Consider the following 16,021-nt stretch of genomic DNA (forward strand, 5'->3'; position numbering starts at 1 on the left):
ACAATCACGTGCAGAAGGGCCGATGCATCAGTCCCTCGGATGACGTGACATTCGCGGTGGTTCGTGCGGTGCACGGGCCCTGGTCAGCCGGGAAAGGATGAGGGCACGTACCCTTCGGAGCGAAGTAGGGGCCCACCAGTTCCAGTGGCCTGCCAGGCCCATGAGGGCCGGCACGAGCAGGCACCGTACGAGCGTGGCGTCGACGGCGATCGTGAGGGCCAGGCACACTCCGATTTCTTGCAGAACGGCCAGCGAGGAACCGGCCAGTGCGCCGAGGACGATGACGATGGCGAGCGCTCCGACCGTCACCAGTCGTCCGGTGCGCTGCAATCCGGTGACGACGGCCCGTTCGTTGTCCCCGGTGCGCAGATATTCCTCGCGGATGCGCGCCATCAGAAAGACCTCGTAGTCCATGGACAGGCCGAAGGCGATACAGAACACCACCGCCGGAATCAGCGGATCGACATGACCGGTGGCGGTGCCGCCCAGGAGGCGGGACAGATGTCCCTCCTGGAAGAGAGACACCATGGCGCCGAACGCCACTGTCAGGCTCAGCAGATTCATGACCACGGCCTTGACCGGGATGAGTACGCTCCCCGTGAAGAGGAACAGCAGCACCGCAACAGCGGTCATGATCAGCGCGGCAGCCCAGCCCAGGTACCGGGCAAGGGTGTGCTTCATGTCCACCAGCGCGGCCGTCTCCCCTGCCACCAGTACCGGGCCCGCCCCCTTTTGCGCTCTGACCGCGCCGACCAGCCGCTGAGCCGTCGCACTGTACGGTCCGGCTTGTGTGGTGAGGGCGTACCAGGTCCCGCGCCCCACGTTGCCGGCAGGCCGGGCGGGCGGCGCGGCGATCCGGTGGCCCTCGCGGAAATTCCCCTCGGCGCCCGTCACCAGGTCGGTGCCCACCAGCTTGGAGAGGCCCCGGCCCATGCGGTCGGCGGCCGGCGAGCCCGGCGGGATCTGGGGGGCCAGTGCCGTGAGTGTGGTCCCGTTCAGCAGCGGGAACTCGGCGCGCGCCCGCTCCGTTGCGAGGCGCGGAGCCGCATCGCGGGGCAGCCAGTCCTCGTCGATGAACCCCAAGCGCAGCCCGGAAGCAGGTACGGCGAGGAGTACGAGGAACACGGACACTGTGATCATTACGGCCAGTGGGCGCCGCAGCACCGCGCGGGCCAGCCGCTCCCAGAAGTCCGGAGCACCGGCACTTCGGGCTCGCCGCCGGCGCAGGCGCACGGGGCGGCGGCTCAGGCGGCGCCCGAAGAGCGCGAGCAGTGCCGGCTGGACCACCAGCGCGGCCACCCCGGCCAGGCAGACCACTGCCACGGCGCCGGCGCCCAGCGAGCGGTGGAAGGGGGTGGGCAAGAACAGCAGCGCGCAGAGGGACAGCGTCACCACGGTTACCGAAACCGCGACGGTGCGGCCCGCCGAGCGCACGGTGGCGCGCACCGCGTCCGGCACCTCCAGACCGCGGTCCAGCTCTTCTCGGAAGCGGCTGACCATGATCAGGCTGTAGTCCACCGCCAGTCCGAATCCCAGGGCGGTGAGGATGTTGAGTGCGAAGACGTTCACCGGATAGTGCCGCGCCAGCAGGTCCAGGGCGGCCATCGCGCCAGTGACGCTGACCAGTCCCATGGCGAGTGGTAGCGCACAGGCCAGCACCGAGCCGAACACCATCAGGAGCACGGCGGAGACCAGCGGAAGACCGATCATCTCGGAGCTGACGAGGCCGCGGCGGCTCTGCTCTTCGACGTACCGGTTGACGGACAGCCGTCCGGACGCCTCCACGGTCAACGGAGCCCGAACACCGGCGTACTTCCGGATCAGGCGCTGCGCGGTGCGCGTCATCTGCTGGTCGTCCCCTGCGACGGCGAGCATCAGCAAAGCGGCATGTCGGTCGGCCGACAGCAGGGACGGGGTGGGCGGGGACCAGGGGGCACGTACGAAGACGACACCGGGCTCGGCGGCCAGTTCGGCGACGAGGCGCCGACCGGCTGCCGAGGCCTGCCGATCGTTCACCGTTCCCGTCGAACGGGCCACGAACATCAGCTTCGGGGTTCCGGATCCGTAGCGCTGCGTCAGCAGTCGTTCCGCGCGGCTCGACTCCGCCGACTGGTCGAAGTATCCGCCGTCCACCAGGCGTCCGCGCACGTCGCCGGCGGCGATACCGGAACCGAGTACGGCCACCAGAGCCAGGGCCAGGATCAGCCATCGATACGTCACGGCCCAGTGTCGAGGGACCGCGGCGGGCCGCTCCCTCTTCTGCTCCCCGACCGCTTCTCTGCTCGCCATCACAGTCCGGCGCGCGCTGTCATCTCGTCCAGCTCATGCATCCACAGCTGCACCAGGCCGTCGCAGCCGCCGACCGTTCGGTCTGCGACGAAGCAGATCTGTGCGGTGTCGGCATAGCTGGAAAAACACGCTGCGAGCGCATGGCCGGCCGGGAGGAGATTCAGCGGTACGACGTCGGTGATGAGCCGGCCGCCGAGGCGGAGACGTTTCTCGGGTCCGGGAACGTGGGATGCCAGTACCGTTGTGCTCCGCGGGTGCAGATCGAGTTCGAGAAGCCAGCGGCCGAACCGGTCGGGGACCATCCGCCCCAGGGCGCCGGCGTGGGGATTGAACAGCATGGAACGGACCTTGCGCGTACGGGATTTCACGTACTCCAGTCGCTCCACGGGATCGTCCAGGCCGACGGGCAGCCGTACTCCCGCGCCCAGCACCAAGTTTCCTCTGTTGCCGGCGTTGTCCCGACGCCGCAGGGTGACCGGCACCATCATGCGCACCGGTTGCCGGCCGAGGGACTGGCCGCGTTCCTCAGCCCAGCTCTTGAGCGCGCCGGCCAGGGACGACAAGTACAGGTCGTTGGGGGTGGCTCCGTGTGCGGCGGCGATTTTCCGGAAACGGGCCAGCTCCACGCTGCCCCACGCATAGTGCGGCTTGCCTGTCAGCGGAAAGCCGTTCGGTACGAGACGAGCGGCCCGGCGCAGCCCGCTCAAGGCGCCGATGCCTTCGCGGAGGGCGGTTGTCAGTTCGGCTGCGGTGCCCCGGCGGGCTGTGGGGCTGCGCGGGGGGACACCTGGCTTCGGGGAGGCGGCGGGCTCGCTGAGAGTGCCACGGAAGAGTTCGCTGAGCAGCATGCCGTCGAAGTGCGCGTGATGCCCCCGCAGTACGACGGCGAACTCGTCGGGGGCGTAGCCGTGCAGGATCCACACTCCCCACAGACGTTCCGGCAAGGGGGCGGCGGCAACATCCCTCAGCGCGGCGCGCAGTCCGTCCAGCCCTGTCCCCTCGGCGACGGGCGTACGAAAGACATGGTCTGCGGCGGCGAACGGGGCCCCCGCTCCTCTGCCGGCCTCATCCGGTGGCGCTTGTGCGAGTTCCGGATAGCGGGCTGCCGCAAGGTCCACCAGGAGACACATTTCCTCGTGGTCGGGCACGTCCCCGGTGATGCGGCTGACGCCCCCCACCGCGACCGATGTGCCCGGGTGTGCCGCTGCGTAGTCGAAGAAAGCTCCCTTCCACTCCCTGACGCCGGCCTGCCGACCTGCTGTGGGAACCGGATCCCGTCCGGCAGCGGCTCGACGAAGGGCGTCTCGGAGACCCATCTCGGTCCTTCCTGAAAGAGGACGAGGACGTGAACATATGTGTCGGCAACATATCTGTCGGCCCGTCAAATATCGGCGTGCTCACTGGTATTCGACATCCGCCGCGCTCGGCGCCGGAAACATCCGGCACAGATTCAACAAAGGTCTAAAGAAGCTTGCCGCGACGCTTGGAGAGGACACTGAGAGTATGCAGGGAGTTTCCGGATCCCCCCAAAAGCGAGGGGCCGTCACCGACGAAGCGTTCACATATATCGATGTGAGCGGTGTACACCTCGTCCACGGCATCCAGCAGACGTCGGCGGATTTTGCAGGAATCCCTGCATATTTCATTGTGCATTGCACCCCAGGCGCGCAATCGGGTGATGAGCACGCGGTGATCGGCCGACCAGAGTCCGGAGAAGCCTTGGGCGGAATGCTGGGGCGGTGACATGGAGGGCCGCACGATGTGCTCATACGCGGACCGGGGAAAGGAAGTGGTCAGGCGCATGGCGGCGGCACTCGCATGCAGGAAGACGCGAGTGGCCTGAACTCCCGGCCCGCAGGAACGGGCGCGTGGTGCGGCCAGGGCGTCCTGCAAACCCACGATGGCCGCTTGGGTGAGTGTGAAAAACAGGCGGTGCCCGTGTATCCAGCGCTGCTGAGGGGGCGTATCCGACGTCAGTCCCGGTTCCGCGACGGGAGCCAGGCGGGCCGCGTCCAGTGCCTGGTGGAGTGCCGGTTCGGCGGTGGCTTCGGGCAACGAGGCCATTGTGCTCACCGTGGTGGCCAGCGCCCCCGAAAGCAGCCGGGCCGGCGCACCGGAGACCCGGGTGACACCGAAAAATGCGTCGTAATCGGCTTCCCGCAGGTCGGGCAGCGGGCATTGGACCGAGCGAACCGGGGGAGCCTCTCGAACGGATGAACGCCACAGCGACTCAAGTTCCTCGGGCAGCTGCTCCGGGTCGGGAAGCCGGAGTTCGACACAGCCAGGACGCATAAGCGACATAATAGACAAAGCACAATAAGGTCGCTACTTTTGCGCGATGGGTGCTGAGTTTGAAGCGGCGATAGAAACGGCCACCAGACAGCTGGTCGCCCATTGGCGGGCATTGGCAGCCCGAGAGGTGCCGGTGACGCCGCCGTGTGAACCCGGCTCGCTGCTCACCGCATTGCCGTCCGCGCCTCCCGAGCAAGCGGAGAGCCTCGAAGAGCTGCTGGCCGATACTTGGAAGGTCATCGTCCCCGGCCTGACCCATTGGCAGCATCCGGCGTTCCTGGGCTACTTCCCGACCAACAACTCCCCCGCGTCCGTGCTCGCCGAGTACGTCACCGCCGGGCTGGGCGTACAGGGCATGATGTGGTCGACGTCTCCGGCGGCCACGGAGCTGGAGCAAGTGGTCACGGACTGGTTGGCCCAGGCCCTCGGCCTGCCGGAAGTCTTCCACCATTCGGGTGGCCGCGGAGGCGGAGTCATCCAGGACTCCGCCTCATCGGCGGTACTCGTGGCCACTGCGGCGGCCCTTCAGAGAGCGTCGCAGGGGCGATGGCGTACGGCCGGAACCGAGGGCCGCTACCGGATGTACTGCACGGAACGAGCCCACTCCTCCGTCCCCAAGGGCAGCCGGCTCGCCGGTCTGGGCGAGCCGCAGCTCATCGCCACACTGCCGGGCACCGGCCGGATGGATCCCGACGCCCTCAGCGCGCGGATCGCCGCCGACCGTGCGGCCGGTTTCGTCCCTGCCATCGTCGTCGCTACGGTCGGCACCACCGATATGTGCGCCGTGGACCCCGTACCGGACATCGGGCAGCTGTGCCGGCGGGAGAACGTGTGGTTGCACGTGGATGCCGCCTACGCGGGCTCCGCGACACTATGCCCGGAGTACCGGCACCTCATTGACGGCATCGCCCTCGCCGACTCCTATGCCGTCAACGCCCACAAGTGGATGCGCACGGGGACCCCGTGCGACGTCATGTGGACCTCCGACCGTGCCGCACTCACCGATGCCATGAGCATCTCCCCCTCATACCTGCGGAATTCTGCGACCGACTCCGGTCAGGTCGTGGACTTCCGCGACTGGCAGGTGCCCCTCGGCCGCCCCATGCGTGCCCTCAAACTCTGGTACGTGATGCGGGCCCACGGCGTACAAGGTCTGCGCGATGCCATCCGCCACGACATCCGCCTGGCGGCCGAGCTGGCCCGCCTCATCACGGCCGAGCCCGGATTTCACCTGGAGGTGCACGAGCTGGGCCTGGTCGTCTTCCGTCGCGACACCGACGACGACACCCGCGACCTGCTCTCCCGCCTGCAGACCGACCCCACCCTCCTGTGCACCCCCACAAGCGTCAACGGCCGTCCCGCCGTGCGGGCCGCCTTCGGATCTCCGTACGTTGATGCGGACACACTGCACTACGTCTGGAAACGGATCCGCACCCACGCCCAGTACCTGGAGAACCCCGCAACCTCCCCTTCTTGACACGGCGCCCCGCAACGCCGCCTCAGCCCCGTCGATCACGTCGCAGAGAGCCGGTTTCGGTACCGGTGCCGATCTCGGGCACGGGGACGCCCTTGTCCTTGAGCGCCTGCGCGAACGTCAGCATGTCTTCGTCGATGACCTTGGGGCGTCCGCCGTGGTTGCCTTTCGCCGCGGCGATGGCTTGGCCTTCGAGAGTCTTCTCGCGGATGTAGTTGCCTTCGGTCTGGGCTGCGGCGGCCAGGACGGCAATGGCTGGGCCCGCCGGTCAGTCGATGCCTTCGATGATGCGGAAGTCGCGCTCGTAGCCGTCGGGGAGGGCCACCAGCGCCTTCTGGTATGCCTCGCTCTCGTATGCCGCGACGGCCTGTTCAAAGCTGTCGAACTCGATCAGAACGGCGCGTTGCGTGATTCCGGCCTCGTGGGCGACGACTCGACTGCCACGGGACAGGCTGCGCCCGCCCCCAGCCTGGACAGCGGGACCGGCCAGCTTGTCGTAGGCAGTCAGCCTCTCCGGGTCGGAAATGGCGGGATAGACACTGACCCATTTTGAACTTCACCCGCGCGGCCGCACGGATCGGTATCGCACAGCCCGCACTCAGCGCCCGGATGCGCCGATTGGAGGCGGAACTCGGTACGGCCCTGCTGGTCCGCAACACGCGTAGCGTCGTATTGACCACGGCCGGTGCGGCTTTGGCGGAGTCCGCGCCGCCCGCGCTGGCGGCGCTGGACCGGGCATGGGACACCGCCCGGAGCGCGGCGGCCGGTGAACTGGGCACGCTGCGCATCGGATACAGCCTCAGCGCCGGGGCCGAGACGGCACCGGCCCTGGTGGACAGGCTGATTCGCGGCAACAGCGGACTCGAGGTCGGCGCGGTCCCGATGGCGACACCGGAGATCTCCCCCGCGGTCGCCGACGGCCGCATCGATGCCGGGATCACCCGCGGTGAGCAGCCGGGCCGTGGCGTGCGCCGGTTCCTGCTGCGGCGTGCGCGCATCGGGGTCCAGCTGGCGCAGCACCATCCGCTGGCCGAACACCCGGAGATCGAGATCGCCGACGCGGCCGCGTATCCGCTGCGACTCCCGGACCGTGCGACCAACCCCGTGATCCACGATCAGCTGTCCGCACTGTTCCGAGACACCCGACCACACCCCCGGTTCCACACGCCCGCAGTCTCTTTCGACATGTCTCAGCGCGACCTGCGCGACGGGGTCACCCTCGCCCCGGCCGGAGAAGCCGCGGCCACGGCACAACCGGCCGGTCTCACCTGGCGACCGCTGCGGGGCGCGCCCAGCCTGACGATCCACCTGGTCCTCCCACGCGAGCAGTCGCCACTACACCGCCGCATCCGTGCCGTCGCCAAAACCCTGGCGCACGAGCTGCACTGGCTGCCGGGCTCGGGTAGCGCCGAGGTAAGCCCAAAAGCCGCCAGTACTTGATCTTGGCAGGTGTGGCGCCCGGTCCGCTCAACGCAGGCCGGCAGTCGGGAGTGCGTTGACGCGGTTCTCGTACTCGCGGCGAGCCTTGCGCTGGGCCGGGACTGCTGCGGTGCCGTCGAGGAGTTGGCGGTGGACCGCAGGCGCGGCGGTGATGCGCAAGGTGTAGCCCTGGCCGCGTCGTACGGTCACGCCCTGGACGAGCGTGGCGCGCTCGGCGGGGTCCAGGTCGGTGGCGCGGAGGAAGTCCGCGATCTTGCCCGGCATGTCGAGGACCTCCGACACCTGCCGGGCCAGCACGCTCACCCCCGGCAGCAGCACCCGGTGACGGCGCAGCCAGCCCACCGCCTGGTTGAACAGCGCCACCGGCCCCTCGGCGTGCGTCCACGCCCGCCCGTGCACGAACGTGCGAAACCGCCGGGACCACTCCGCGTCCTCGTACTCGCGGTACTCGTAGGCGTCCCGGATCTCCCACGCGTGCTCGTAGGCCGTCTTGGGCCGCTCGGTGTACCGCTTCACCACCGACGCGTCCTCGATGCCGAGCTGCGCGGCCAGATGCTCATCCACCGGCCACGGCGCATCGAGCGGATCGTCGGGGAGGAACCGATCGATGTAGCGCACGGTGCACATCTGTAGGGCGAAGCCAAGCTGGTGATGCTTTGAGCGCCGTAGCGCGATCAGATCCCGGTACCGATGTTCCCCGAGGCCGTTATCGCCTGATGCTCCGGTGCCATCGGATCTCGCCTTCTTGCCATTCGTCGGTGGGTGTGAGCCCGGCGGCAGCGGCGACGGTGGCGGATGCCCGATGTCCGGGGTGGATGTGGGCGATGACGGTCTGCACCGGCTGCCGACTGAGCCAGTCGACGAGTCCTCGGGCTGCTTCGCTGGCGATACCTCTTCCCTGCCAGGGGGTTCCCACCACCCAGGCGATCTCCGCGGTGAGTCGGTGGCCGGAGGGACCGACCGTCGCCTGGACCGTGCCCGTCAGGCAGTCATGGTCACGGAGCCGGATCACCCAGTTCAGCCAGGAGACGGCCGGGTCGGGGGAGCCGGCGGTCATGCGCTGGTAGCGCGAGCGCAGGGCTTGCGGGGTGTCCGGGGTGCCGCCGATGAAGGTGTGCAGGGCCGGGTCGGACAGCACTGCGGCCATCTCCTCGGCGTGCTCGACGTGCAGCGGCAGCAGGTCCAGCCGCCTGGTGCTGATGGCCTGGGCCGCGAGGGTGCTCACGCCGCGACCGCCTCGGGGCGTTCGACGAGCTGGCCGCGTTCGAAGCGGGCTCCGGCGCGGACGAGGGCGACGAGGTGGGGCGCGTTCACGGCCCGCCACCGCTGCTGGGCGGACTCGACGAGCTTGAAGACCATGGCCAGGGCGGCGGTGCGGGAGCCGGCGCCGCGGGTGACCTTGGTCCGTAGCCGGACGGTGGGGAAGGTCGACTCGATGGGGTTCGTGGTGCGCAGGTGGATCCAGTGCTCGGCCGGGACGTCATGGAGCGCCAGCAGTTGGTCCTGGTCGTCGATGATCACGCGGTGATGACCTGCCGGGGCTGGTGATAGCCGTTGCGGACCACCAGACGCCGCCCCTTGCCGTCGCGCTCATCGGCCACCTCGGCTATGTACGCGTTGACTTCGGCCTCCAGAGCGGCGGCCGGCATCCGCCGAGTGCCTTCCCGAACGACCTCATCCAACAGCGAACTGCCGCTTGGCGTGGTGCCGTCCCCGTTGACTACCGTGAGCACGGGCGTGCCTTCCCGACCGACGCTGCAACGTCGGCCTTGCTCGGTGACCTATCGATCGATCCATCGGGAAGGTACTCCTCCTTCCGTCAGGAGTGATCCACAGGTACTGAGCATTGCTCTCGCCGAGGAGTCCGGTGAGGTAGGGCCCGGCGAAGCCGACGAGGCCGCTGACCGCATTGATGCCGGCGATGGCCGTTGCCGCATGGGGACCAGACAGGACAGTGGTGCACTGGTTCCAGAAGGCGGGAACGACCGCCAGGACCCCCGCCACCGCCAGGGCCAAGGCGGCCAGGGTGAGAACCAAGAGGGGGCCGCGGTAGCGGGTGGCGAAGATCTTCCGGTCCTTAAGGTGGGCGATGGCCCGTTTGACTGCTGCCCGGCGCGTTTTGACGGATCTCCCTCAGCCGGATTACCGCCGCTGAATGGGACTCTTCGTCCCGGTCGGCGACGAGGTCATCGACCGCACCGTGGGATTCCCGACAACATCGGTACCGGCCTCGCCGCCAACCACACGCCAGGAGCAGGGGAACGCTGTCGCATCGCACCCCCACGCTGGGCCGGATCGGATTCATGGCCAGATACGTCCTACGTGACGGATTGGCCGGTTTTAAAGCCATGGAGTTGTCGGGGAGTTACGACGGGGACATGCTCACTGCTCGTATCAACCTGATCACTCATCCAGGAGCCGAGACGTGATACGCCGAACCGCTTTCCGCGCCCTCACCACGGTCGCCGTGACCGCGGCCGTCGCTCTGCCCCTCACCCAGGGAGCCCAGGCGGCCGCCCCGGATACGACCGCCCCGGCGACCGCTGCCACCGCCGCAACCGCTGCCCCGATCAACGCGGACGACGACAACCCCTTCCGCTGGATGGAACTGGACGGCCTGCGGGCCGACTTCCAGTTCATGTGTCCCGCGGGCCACTGTGCGGGCTTCTGGTCCCTGGTCCTGACGGACAACGCCGCGCAGCAGAAGTTCGAGGGCGGCAAGTTCTTCGTCTACGCCCCGGCCACGGGTGAGTTCAGCTTCTTCCTCGACACGGACATCGCCGTGCGCACGGTCGATCACTCCAGCCAGGTCCGCCTGGTCGACACCGACTTCATGCGCTCCCATCCGCGCGTCGAGGTCCGCTACGGCGACCCCGACGACCCGGACCGTGCCCGCGTCGTCGCCTCGGCAGCGACGCTGATGTAGCGAACCACCGGTCTCGCCCGCCCCGGGCAGCCAGCCCCGCCGACGGGCGACCTAGTCGCGCCCAGCCCGCCCGGCGGCCACCACGGTCATGACCGGCGACGACCGGACTGCCACCGCCGTCTCGCGCAATTACTGCATCTCCTTCCGCCTCGCGGCGGCGGCCTTCCTGCCGCGGACGCAGCGACGCAGCGACGCAGCGACGCAGCGGCGAGAACAGCGCGGCCAAGGCCCTGAACAGCAGCTCGCCGCAGACCCCTCCATTGCGTCGTTCTCTCGCATGCCCTCGCTTCATGGGATTTCACCTCAAGGGAGTTATTGATTTTCATGCATAAACGTCGGAAATTTCTCGCCTTCGCCACTGTGGGCGCGGTCATGTGCACCGCTGGATTCATGCCGTCGGTCAGCCAGGCTGCCAGCAGCAGCAGCGGCGACGGGGAAAAGAAGGGATCCTACGCCAAAACGCACGGCCTCACGGCGGATGACGTCAAGAACATCAACGCACTGAACGAAAAAGCTCTGACTCTGGGGCAACCTGGCAAGTTTCCGGTGGAATTGCCGCCGAGCGCCAGCGCGTTCTTCCGGTCCCCCGGCTTTGTCAACGATAGGGAAACCCCTCCCGCCGAGCCACTCAACAGGGTGCCTGATGCGTACCGGGCCTACGGAGGTAGGGCCACTACGGTCGTCAACAACTACATACGCAAGTGGCAGCAGGTCTATAGTCAGCGTGACGGCAAGCAACAGCAAATGACCGAAGAGCAGCGAGAGAAGCTGTCCTACGGTTGCGTCGGCGTGACCTGGGTCAATTCGGGCCCCTACCCGACGAACAAATTGGCGTTCGCGTTCTTCGATAAGAACAAGTACAAGAACGACCTGGAAAACACCAGCCCCCGCCCCAACGAAACGCGGGCGGAGTTTGAGGGACGCATCGCCAAGGACAGTTTCGACGAGAGGAAGGGTTTCAATCGGGCGCGTGATGTGGCGTCCATCATGAACAAGGCCCTGGAAAATGCCCATGACGAGGGGACTTACATCGACCACCTCAAGACAGAGCTCGCGAACAACGATGACGCTCTGCTCCACGAGGACAGGAGCTCGAACTTTTACTCGGCGCTGAGGAATGCACCGTCCTTCAAGGAAAGGGACGGAGGCAACTACGACCCGTCCAAGATGAAGGCGGTGATCTACTCGAAGCACTTCTGGAGCGGGCAGGACCAGCGAGGCTCCTCCGACAAGAGGAAGTACGGCGACCCGGATGCCTTCCGCCCCGACGAGAGTACGGGCCTGGTCGACATGTCGAAGGACGGAAATATTCCGCGCAGTCCCGCCAATCCTGGCGAAGGTTGGGTCAATTTCGACTACGGTTGGTTTGGGGCTCAAACAGAAGCGGATGCCGACAAAACCATATGGACCCACGCCGATCACTATCACGCGCCCAACAACGGCCTGGGCCCCATGCACGTATACGAGAGCAAGTTCCGGAACTGGTCTGCCGGGTACGCGGACTTCGACCGCGGAACCTACGTAATCACGTTCATACCCAAGAGCTGGAACACCGCTCCGGCCAAGGTGGAGCAAGGCTGGCCGTGACAGAACCGGGTAGGAGGACAGGGCCGCCCGGCCCTGTTCAGTCCTCCCCCGCCCACCACACACCGGCGGCCATCCCGGCTGTACTACGGCCTCTGGTGACTTCTGCCCGGTCAGCCCAAGCCTCTCGACGCGGACCGTCGGCGCGGCGACACCCTCAGCACAACCGACACCCGAGCAGACTTGCCCGGACAAGAACGACCACTGTCCCTGGAGGCCTGTTTACGGAGGTTTCGGCTCGCTGTACTTGATCACGAGGGCGGCCCTGCTCGGTAGCGCGACGTGTGCGACAACGTCAGTTTTCAACCGGGGCAGGGCCGTTAAGCTGGAATGGAGGATACGGTCTTATGCGGGCAGCCACCGCATTCGTCGCGGTCCTCACCCTCGCGGCCGCCCTGACCGGAACATTCGCTCAGGGCGTCCCCTGAACCCCCGTCAAGCCCGCAGCACCGCGCCGTGCGTGTCGTCCGGTCACACCGAGAAGCCCCTCACAGTTCCTTCGGTGAGGGGCTTCCGGGTGTATGAGGAGGTCAGTGGGCCTTGGCGTACGCTTCGCGGACCGCTGCCGGCACCCTGCCGCGATTGCTGACCTCAAAGCCGGCTTCCTTGGCCCATGCGCGGATGGCGGCGCTGTCGTCACGGCTGACGGCGGTGGCCTTGTGGGACTTGCGGGCCCTACCGGTCTTTCGCCCCGCCTTGGTGAAGGGAGCCATCGCCTCAAGCAGTTGGTCGTAGCTGTCGGGAGCCAGGTCAATCTCGTACTGCACACCGAGCGGCTGATCAACCGGTTGAAGATCTACCGGGCGGTGGCCACACGCTTCGATGAGAGGGCGTACGTCTATCACGGCACCGTGACCATGGCAGCACTTCGCCTTTGGCTTGCCTCCTGACCCAACGCAGAGCCTGTAGTGCTCAGCTTTGCCGGACGAGTCCGATTGCCTCAATCTCGATCATCCACTCAGGGGCGGCGAGGGAGGAGACCTCTACGAACGACTCCGCGAGGTGGGGCTTGTCCGGGAAGTGCTCCGCGCGCAACTTGGCGTAGATGTCCTGCTGCGCAATGTCGGTGACGAACACAGTCGCCTTCACCACGTCAGCGAGGCTGGAGCCCGCGTTCGTCAGGACCGTCGACAGATTTGCGAGCGCCTGACGGGCTTGCGCCTCGAAGTCCCCAGCCCCGACCGTGGCCCCCTGGGCGTCAATCGGGGCCTGTCCGGATGTGTAGACCAAGCTCCCGACCCGGATGCCGAGCGAGATACCGGCCGACTCGTACCAGTCGGGTTCCGCGGAGACACGTACACGCTCGGCGGCGGGCTGTATAACGGGCATACTGCTGACACTCCCTCAAAAAATGGCACACATTAAACCGGACGGACGCAAGCGTCACCCGGCATGACCCATGCACAACAGCAACGGGATGTCGCGATCCATTCCCGAAGGCCCGCAGACCCGCAGACCCGCTTCGGAACCAGGTCGGGCGCGGCACGGCTATTGCCCTTGTATGCCAGGGCGCGTCGTACCCCAGACATGATCCGTCGGACAGGCCCTGGCCCATTGTGGGTCGCGCGCCAATTCGCATGCCACAAGAAATACCCATCAACGCGCCGAGTCGGGCGGCTGCAAGCCCTGCGCGGGTAACCTGAACGCCCTTCACCTCGAATCAGGAGACGCAGCATTCGCGACCTGCCCCACAAGTCCGCGAAGTGCGAGCAATGAGCCGCCTACTCCGGCGCACTGCCGTCGGTGATGTCCGACGCCTTCCCGGCACAAGCCCGCGCCACCGGGCCGCGTTCAGCATGTGGACGAGTTGGCCGAGGCAGCGGTGGACGACGCAAGTTGCCGGCCTGCCGTGCCTCCCCGCAAACACGAGGGAACGTTCGCGAGGGCGGGTGCCTCCTGGCGGATGTACGTGGCTTCTCGTATCCGGCGAAGGGATCTCCTCATGAACAGCAGCGACCGCCCCATGCCCCCTCTGGAAGGGGCCGAACACCGATGGGTGACGGTCCGCGGGGCCCGGCTGCACATCGCCGAGTTCGGCACCGGCGAGCCCGTGGTACTGCTGCACGGCTTCCCGCAGCACTGGTACGCCTGGCGCGCACTGGTCCCGCTGCTCGCCGGCGATCACCGGCTGACCTGCGTCGATCTGCGCGGCTTCGGCTGGTCGGAGCAGACCGAGCGCGGTTATGACACGGACGGACTCGGCGATGACATCCTCGCGCTCCTTGACGAACTCGGCCTCGACCGGGTGACCCTGGTCGGGCACAACTGGGCTGCCGGGGTGGGCTTCCGGCTCTGTCAGCGGGCCCCGGAGCGCTTCCGCGCCTTCCTCGCGCTGAACATGGCGCACCCGTGGACACGTCACCGTGACGGCCTGCCGAATCTGTGGCGGATGTGGTTCACCGCCTTCATCGAGTACCCGGTACTCGGACGGCTGGTCCTGCGGCACTGGCCGGCCTTCACCCGGTATCTGCTGCGGCGCGCGGTCGCCGACCCGGCGGCGTGGCGGGACGCGGATCTCACGGAGTTCACCGCGGCCACACAGGTCTCGGCCCACGCCTGGCAGGCGATGTTCTGGCAGTACGTCATACGGGACATTCCGGCGGGCTTCCGAGGCACCCACCGCCGGCGGCGGCTGACCGTCCCGACGTTCGTCCTGGGCGGCGAACACGACCCGGTGATCCCGCCGGCCCTGCTGCGCGGCGGCGATCCCGATGCGGACGACCTGACCGTCAGGATCGTGCCGGGCGCCCGGCATCATCTGCACGAGGAGCAGCCCGCGCTGGTGGCCGAGGCCCTGCGGGAACTCATCGCGAGGACCAGATGACAGGTCAGCGCATGGCGGCGCGGCGCTCCACCGCACGGAAGAAGGCACGGGTGCGGCGCTTCCCGAGCAGCCTGCGGTAGACGTGCTGCACCGGGCCGAGGACGGCGGGGCGCGCCGCGCCGCACACCGCGAGCCGCGTCCCGGCACCGTCCGGCTCCGCGGCCATGCCCATCGTCACCAGGCGGGACTGCATCAGGCACCACCCGGAGCTGAGCCGCACATCGAACGGACCGCGCAGGCCGAGGACGTCCACGGCCTGCGCCGCCTTGCGCTCGCTGTCACCGGGCGGAACCCTGAACTCGCGGACGAAGGGGATCAGATGGGTCAGCTCGCCCTCCAGGTCGGCGATGACCGCCCACACCTGTTCGAAGGGCAGAGCGATCCGGGCCTCCGCGTACAGCGGGGCGCGCAGTCCGGCGGCCAGCACGCGCAGCCGGGCGACCGGGGCGGGGGCGGTCACCGCGTCCACGCCTTCCGGAAGGAGGAACGAGCCCTGCTCAGCCGTGACTTCACGGTGCCCTCGGGCACGCCGATCAGCGCGGCCATCGTCCGCTCGTCCAAGCCTTCCAGTTCCCGCAGCACCAGTACGGTGCGGTGCTGTACGGGCAGTCGGGCCAGCAAGTCCCGTACCTCCGTGGTCAGTTCGCTCCCGGCATGGGGTAGCAGGTCCCGCAGCCGGGCGATCTCCTGGGGTTCGGCGGGCGTCTCACTCGCGGTGCGTCGCGCCACCCGGGCGGCCTCCCGCACGGTGACCGCACGAACCCACCCGTAAAACGCCTGGGGATCCCGCAGCCCGCGCAGCCCGCGGAACACCGCGAGAAGGGATTCCTGCACGGCGTCCGCGGTGTCGCGCGGGGCGATCGAGGTGCACAACCGCGTGACGTACGGCGTCACCAGCTTCAGCAGGTCGTCCATGGCGAGGGCATCGCCACGCTGCGCGGCCCGTACGAGCGGTGCCGCCGCGTCCCAGGGCCGCACGTCGTCATCCATCGCCGGACACCGTACCGTGACGGTCTCCGAAGCGGGGCGGTGAGGGCCGACTTAGGTATTCGCCCCCTGTCAGGGCAGCAACGAGGACAACTGGGCACTGGCTCCCCTCAGCCACGGTCCTGCAAGGCGCCCCGGTCACGACCTCGTCCTCGCCGCCGCTCGCGATCACCGTCCGTCGCTCCGGTGCAATGAGCTTGAAGCC

15 protein-coding genes and 3 pseudogenes are annotated in these 16,021 nt (G+C 67.8%); 6 read left to right on the top strand and 12 right to left on the bottom strand.

The genetic code is table 11. The features are described from left to right. Positions 1–27 precede the first annotated feature (27 nt). From SNA_RS20295 to SNA_RS42575, 3 genes are all read right to left on the bottom strand, one after another. Complete coding sequence (locus SNA_RS20295) at positions 28–2,220, bottom strand: MMPL family transporter (protein WP_052808947.1); 2,193 nt, start codon at positions 2,218–2,220, stop codon at positions 28–30. 68 nt (positions 2,221–2,288) lie between these two features. Further along, complete coding sequence (locus SNA_RS20300) at positions 2,289–3,437, bottom strand: WS/DGAT domain-containing protein (RefSeq protein WP_198535098.1); 1,149 nt, start codon at positions 3,435–3,437, stop codon at positions 2,289–2,291. 313 nt (positions 3,438–3,750) lie between these two features. Next, on the bottom strand, positions 3,751–4,581 hold the full coding sequence (locus tag SNA_RS42575) for a hypothetical protein (RefSeq protein ID WP_157880010.1): 831 nt from the start codon (positions 4,579–4,581) through the stop codon (positions 3,751–3,753). A gap of 46 nt (positions 4,582–4,627) precedes the next feature. Between SNA_RS42575 and SNA_RS20305 the strand changes: the two genes are divergently transcribed. Beyond that, positions 4,628–6,058, top strand: coding sequence for a pyridoxal phosphate-dependent decarboxylase family protein (locus SNA_RS20305; RefSeq protein ID WP_063752414.1), 1,431 nt, complete (start codon positions 4,628–4,630; stop codon positions 6,056–6,058). A gap of 265 nt (positions 6,059–6,323) precedes the next feature. Here the strand turns inward: SNA_RS20305 and SNA_RS40105 are convergent, their stop codons facing one another. Then, entirely contained in the window at positions 6,324–6,581 is a 258-nt protein-coding gene (locus tag SNA_RS40105; RefSeq protein WP_078970123.1) for a DUF1330 domain-containing protein, read from the bottom strand. A 23-nt stretch (positions 6,582–6,604) separates the two neighbouring features. Here SNA_RS40105 and SNA_RS20315 point away from each other — a divergent pair, with 23 nt between their 5' ends. After that, positions 6,605–7,495, top strand: a complete 891-nt coding sequence (locus SNA_RS20315; RefSeq protein WP_241779757.1) for a LysR family transcriptional regulator — start codon at positions 6,605–6,607, stop codon at positions 7,493–7,495. A 204-nt stretch (positions 7,496–7,699) separates the two neighbouring features. Here the strand turns inward: SNA_RS20315 and SNA_RS45275 are convergent. The 4 genes and pseudogenes from SNA_RS45275 to SNA_RS44760 form a co-directional block, all read right to left on the bottom strand. Then, positions 7,700–8,179 (bottom strand): annotated as a pseudogene (locus SNA_RS45275) (DUF4158 domain-containing protein); the annotation flags it as partial. A 22-nt stretch (positions 8,180–8,201) separates the two neighbouring features. Further along, on the bottom strand, positions 8,202–8,720 hold the full coding sequence (locus tag SNA_RS20325) for a GNAT family N-acetyltransferase (protein ID WP_030063432.1): 519 nt from the start codon (positions 8,718–8,720) through the stop codon (positions 8,202–8,204). Beyond that, a pseudogene (locus tag SNA_RS44105) lies at positions 8,717–9,013 on the bottom strand (transposase); the annotation flags it as partial. The gene SNA_RS20325 and the pseudogene SNA_RS44105, both read right to left, overlap by 4 nt. Further along, positions 9,013–9,144: a hypothetical protein gene (locus SNA_RS44760; RefSeq protein WP_275042018.1), complete on the bottom strand. Its 132-nt coding sequence runs from the start codon at positions 9,142–9,144 to the stop codon at positions 9,013–9,015. The pseudogene SNA_RS44105 and the gene SNA_RS44760, both read right to left, overlap by 1 nt. Positions 9,145–9,920: 776 nt before the next feature. On the opposite strand from SNA_RS44760, the gene SNA_RS20335 reads away from it, so the two are divergent. Both SNA_RS20335 and SNA_RS20340 read left to right on the top strand, forming a co-directional pair. Next, complete coding sequence (locus SNA_RS20335) at positions 9,921–10,421, top strand: hypothetical protein (RefSeq protein WP_030063435.1); 501 nt, start codon at positions 9,921–9,923, stop codon at positions 10,419–10,421. Positions 10,422–10,745: 324 nt separating this feature from the next. Then, on the top strand, positions 10,746–12,008 hold the full coding sequence (locus SNA_RS20340; RefSeq protein ID WP_030063436.1) for a protein-glutamine gamma-glutamyltransferase: 1,263 nt from the start codon (positions 10,746–10,748) through the stop codon (positions 12,006–12,008). Between the two features lie 527 nt (positions 12,009–12,535). Here SNA_RS20340 and SNA_RS20345 read toward each other — a convergent pair. After that, entirely contained in the window at positions 12,536–12,772 is a 237-nt protein-coding gene (locus tag SNA_RS20345; protein WP_051877080.1) for a histone-like nucleoid-structuring protein Lsr2, read from the bottom strand. Positions 12,773–12,775: 3 nt separating this feature from the next. Here SNA_RS20345 and SNA_RS44110 point away from each other — a divergent pair. Beyond that, positions 12,776–12,895 (top strand): annotated as a pseudogene (locus tag SNA_RS44110) (IS5/IS1182 family transposase); the annotation flags it as partial. 22 nt (positions 12,896–12,917) lie between these two features. On the opposite strand, the gene SNA_RS20350 reads toward SNA_RS44110, so the two are convergent. Continuing rightward, positions 12,918–13,334, bottom strand: coding sequence for a RidA family protein (locus SNA_RS20350; protein ID WP_030063438.1), 417 nt, complete (start codon positions 13,332–13,334; stop codon positions 12,918–12,920). A 613-nt stretch (positions 13,335–13,947) separates the two neighbouring features. Between SNA_RS20350 and SNA_RS20355 the strand changes: the two genes are divergently transcribed. Beyond that, complete coding sequence (locus SNA_RS20355; protein ID WP_044366110.1) at positions 13,948–14,829, top strand: alpha/beta fold hydrolase; 882 nt, start codon at positions 13,948–13,950, stop codon at positions 14,827–14,829. A 4-nt stretch (positions 14,830–14,833) separates the two neighbouring features. On the opposite strand, the gene SNA_RS20360 is transcribed toward SNA_RS20355, so the two are convergent. Next, the gene (locus tag SNA_RS20360; protein WP_157880011.1) at positions 14,834–15,289 is read right to left on the bottom strand and encodes a hypothetical protein; all 456 of its coding nucleotides are present in this window, start codon (positions 15,287–15,289) and stop codon (positions 14,834–14,836) included. Continuing rightward, positions 15,286–15,819: an RNA polymerase sigma factor gene (locus tag SNA_RS20365; RefSeq protein WP_044366111.1), complete on the bottom strand. Its 534-nt coding sequence runs from the start codon at positions 15,817–15,819 to the stop codon at positions 15,286–15,288. The genes SNA_RS20360 and SNA_RS20365 overlap by 4 nt, the downstream gene beginning before the upstream one ends. Positions 15,820–16,021 lie beyond the last annotated feature (202 nt).

Source organism: Streptomyces natalensis ATCC 27448, assembly GCF_000935125.1.
Taxonomy (GTDB): domain Bacteria; phylum Actinomycetota; class Actinomycetes; order Streptomycetales; family Streptomycetaceae; genus Streptomyces; species Streptomyces natalensis.

What these genes read in the sequence shown, in the direction of transcription:
- SNA_RS42575 (WP_157880010.1), bottom strand. Translation starts at nt 4,581, where the DNA reads ATGCGTCCTGGCTGTGTCGAACTCCGGCTTCCCGACCCGGAGCAGCTG.
- SNA_RS20305 (WP_063752414.1), top strand. Translation starts at nt 4,628, where the DNA reads ATGGGTGCTGAGTTTGAAGCGGCGATAGAAACGGCCACCAGACAGCTG.
- SNA_RS44760 (WP_275042018.1), bottom strand. Translation starts at nt 9,144, where the DNA reads ATGCCGGCCGCCGCTCTGGAGGCCGAAGTCAACGCGTACATAGCCGAG.
- SNA_RS20340 (WP_030063436.1), top strand. Translation starts at nt 10,746, where the DNA reads ATGCATAAACGTCGGAAATTTCTCGCCTTCGCCACTGTGGGCGCGGTC.
- SNA_RS20350 (WP_030063438.1), bottom strand. Translation starts at nt 13,334, where the DNA reads ATGCCCGTTATACAGCCCGCCGCCGAGCGTGTACGTGTCTCCGCGGAA.
- SNA_RS20355 (WP_044366110.1), top strand. Translation starts at nt 13,948, where the DNA reads ATGAACAGCAGCGACCGCCCCATGCCCCCTCTGGAAGGGGCCGAACAC.
- SNA_RS20365 (WP_044366111.1), bottom strand. Translation starts at nt 15,819, where the DNA reads ATGGATGACGACGTGCGGCCCTGGGACGCGGCGGCACCGCTCGTACGG.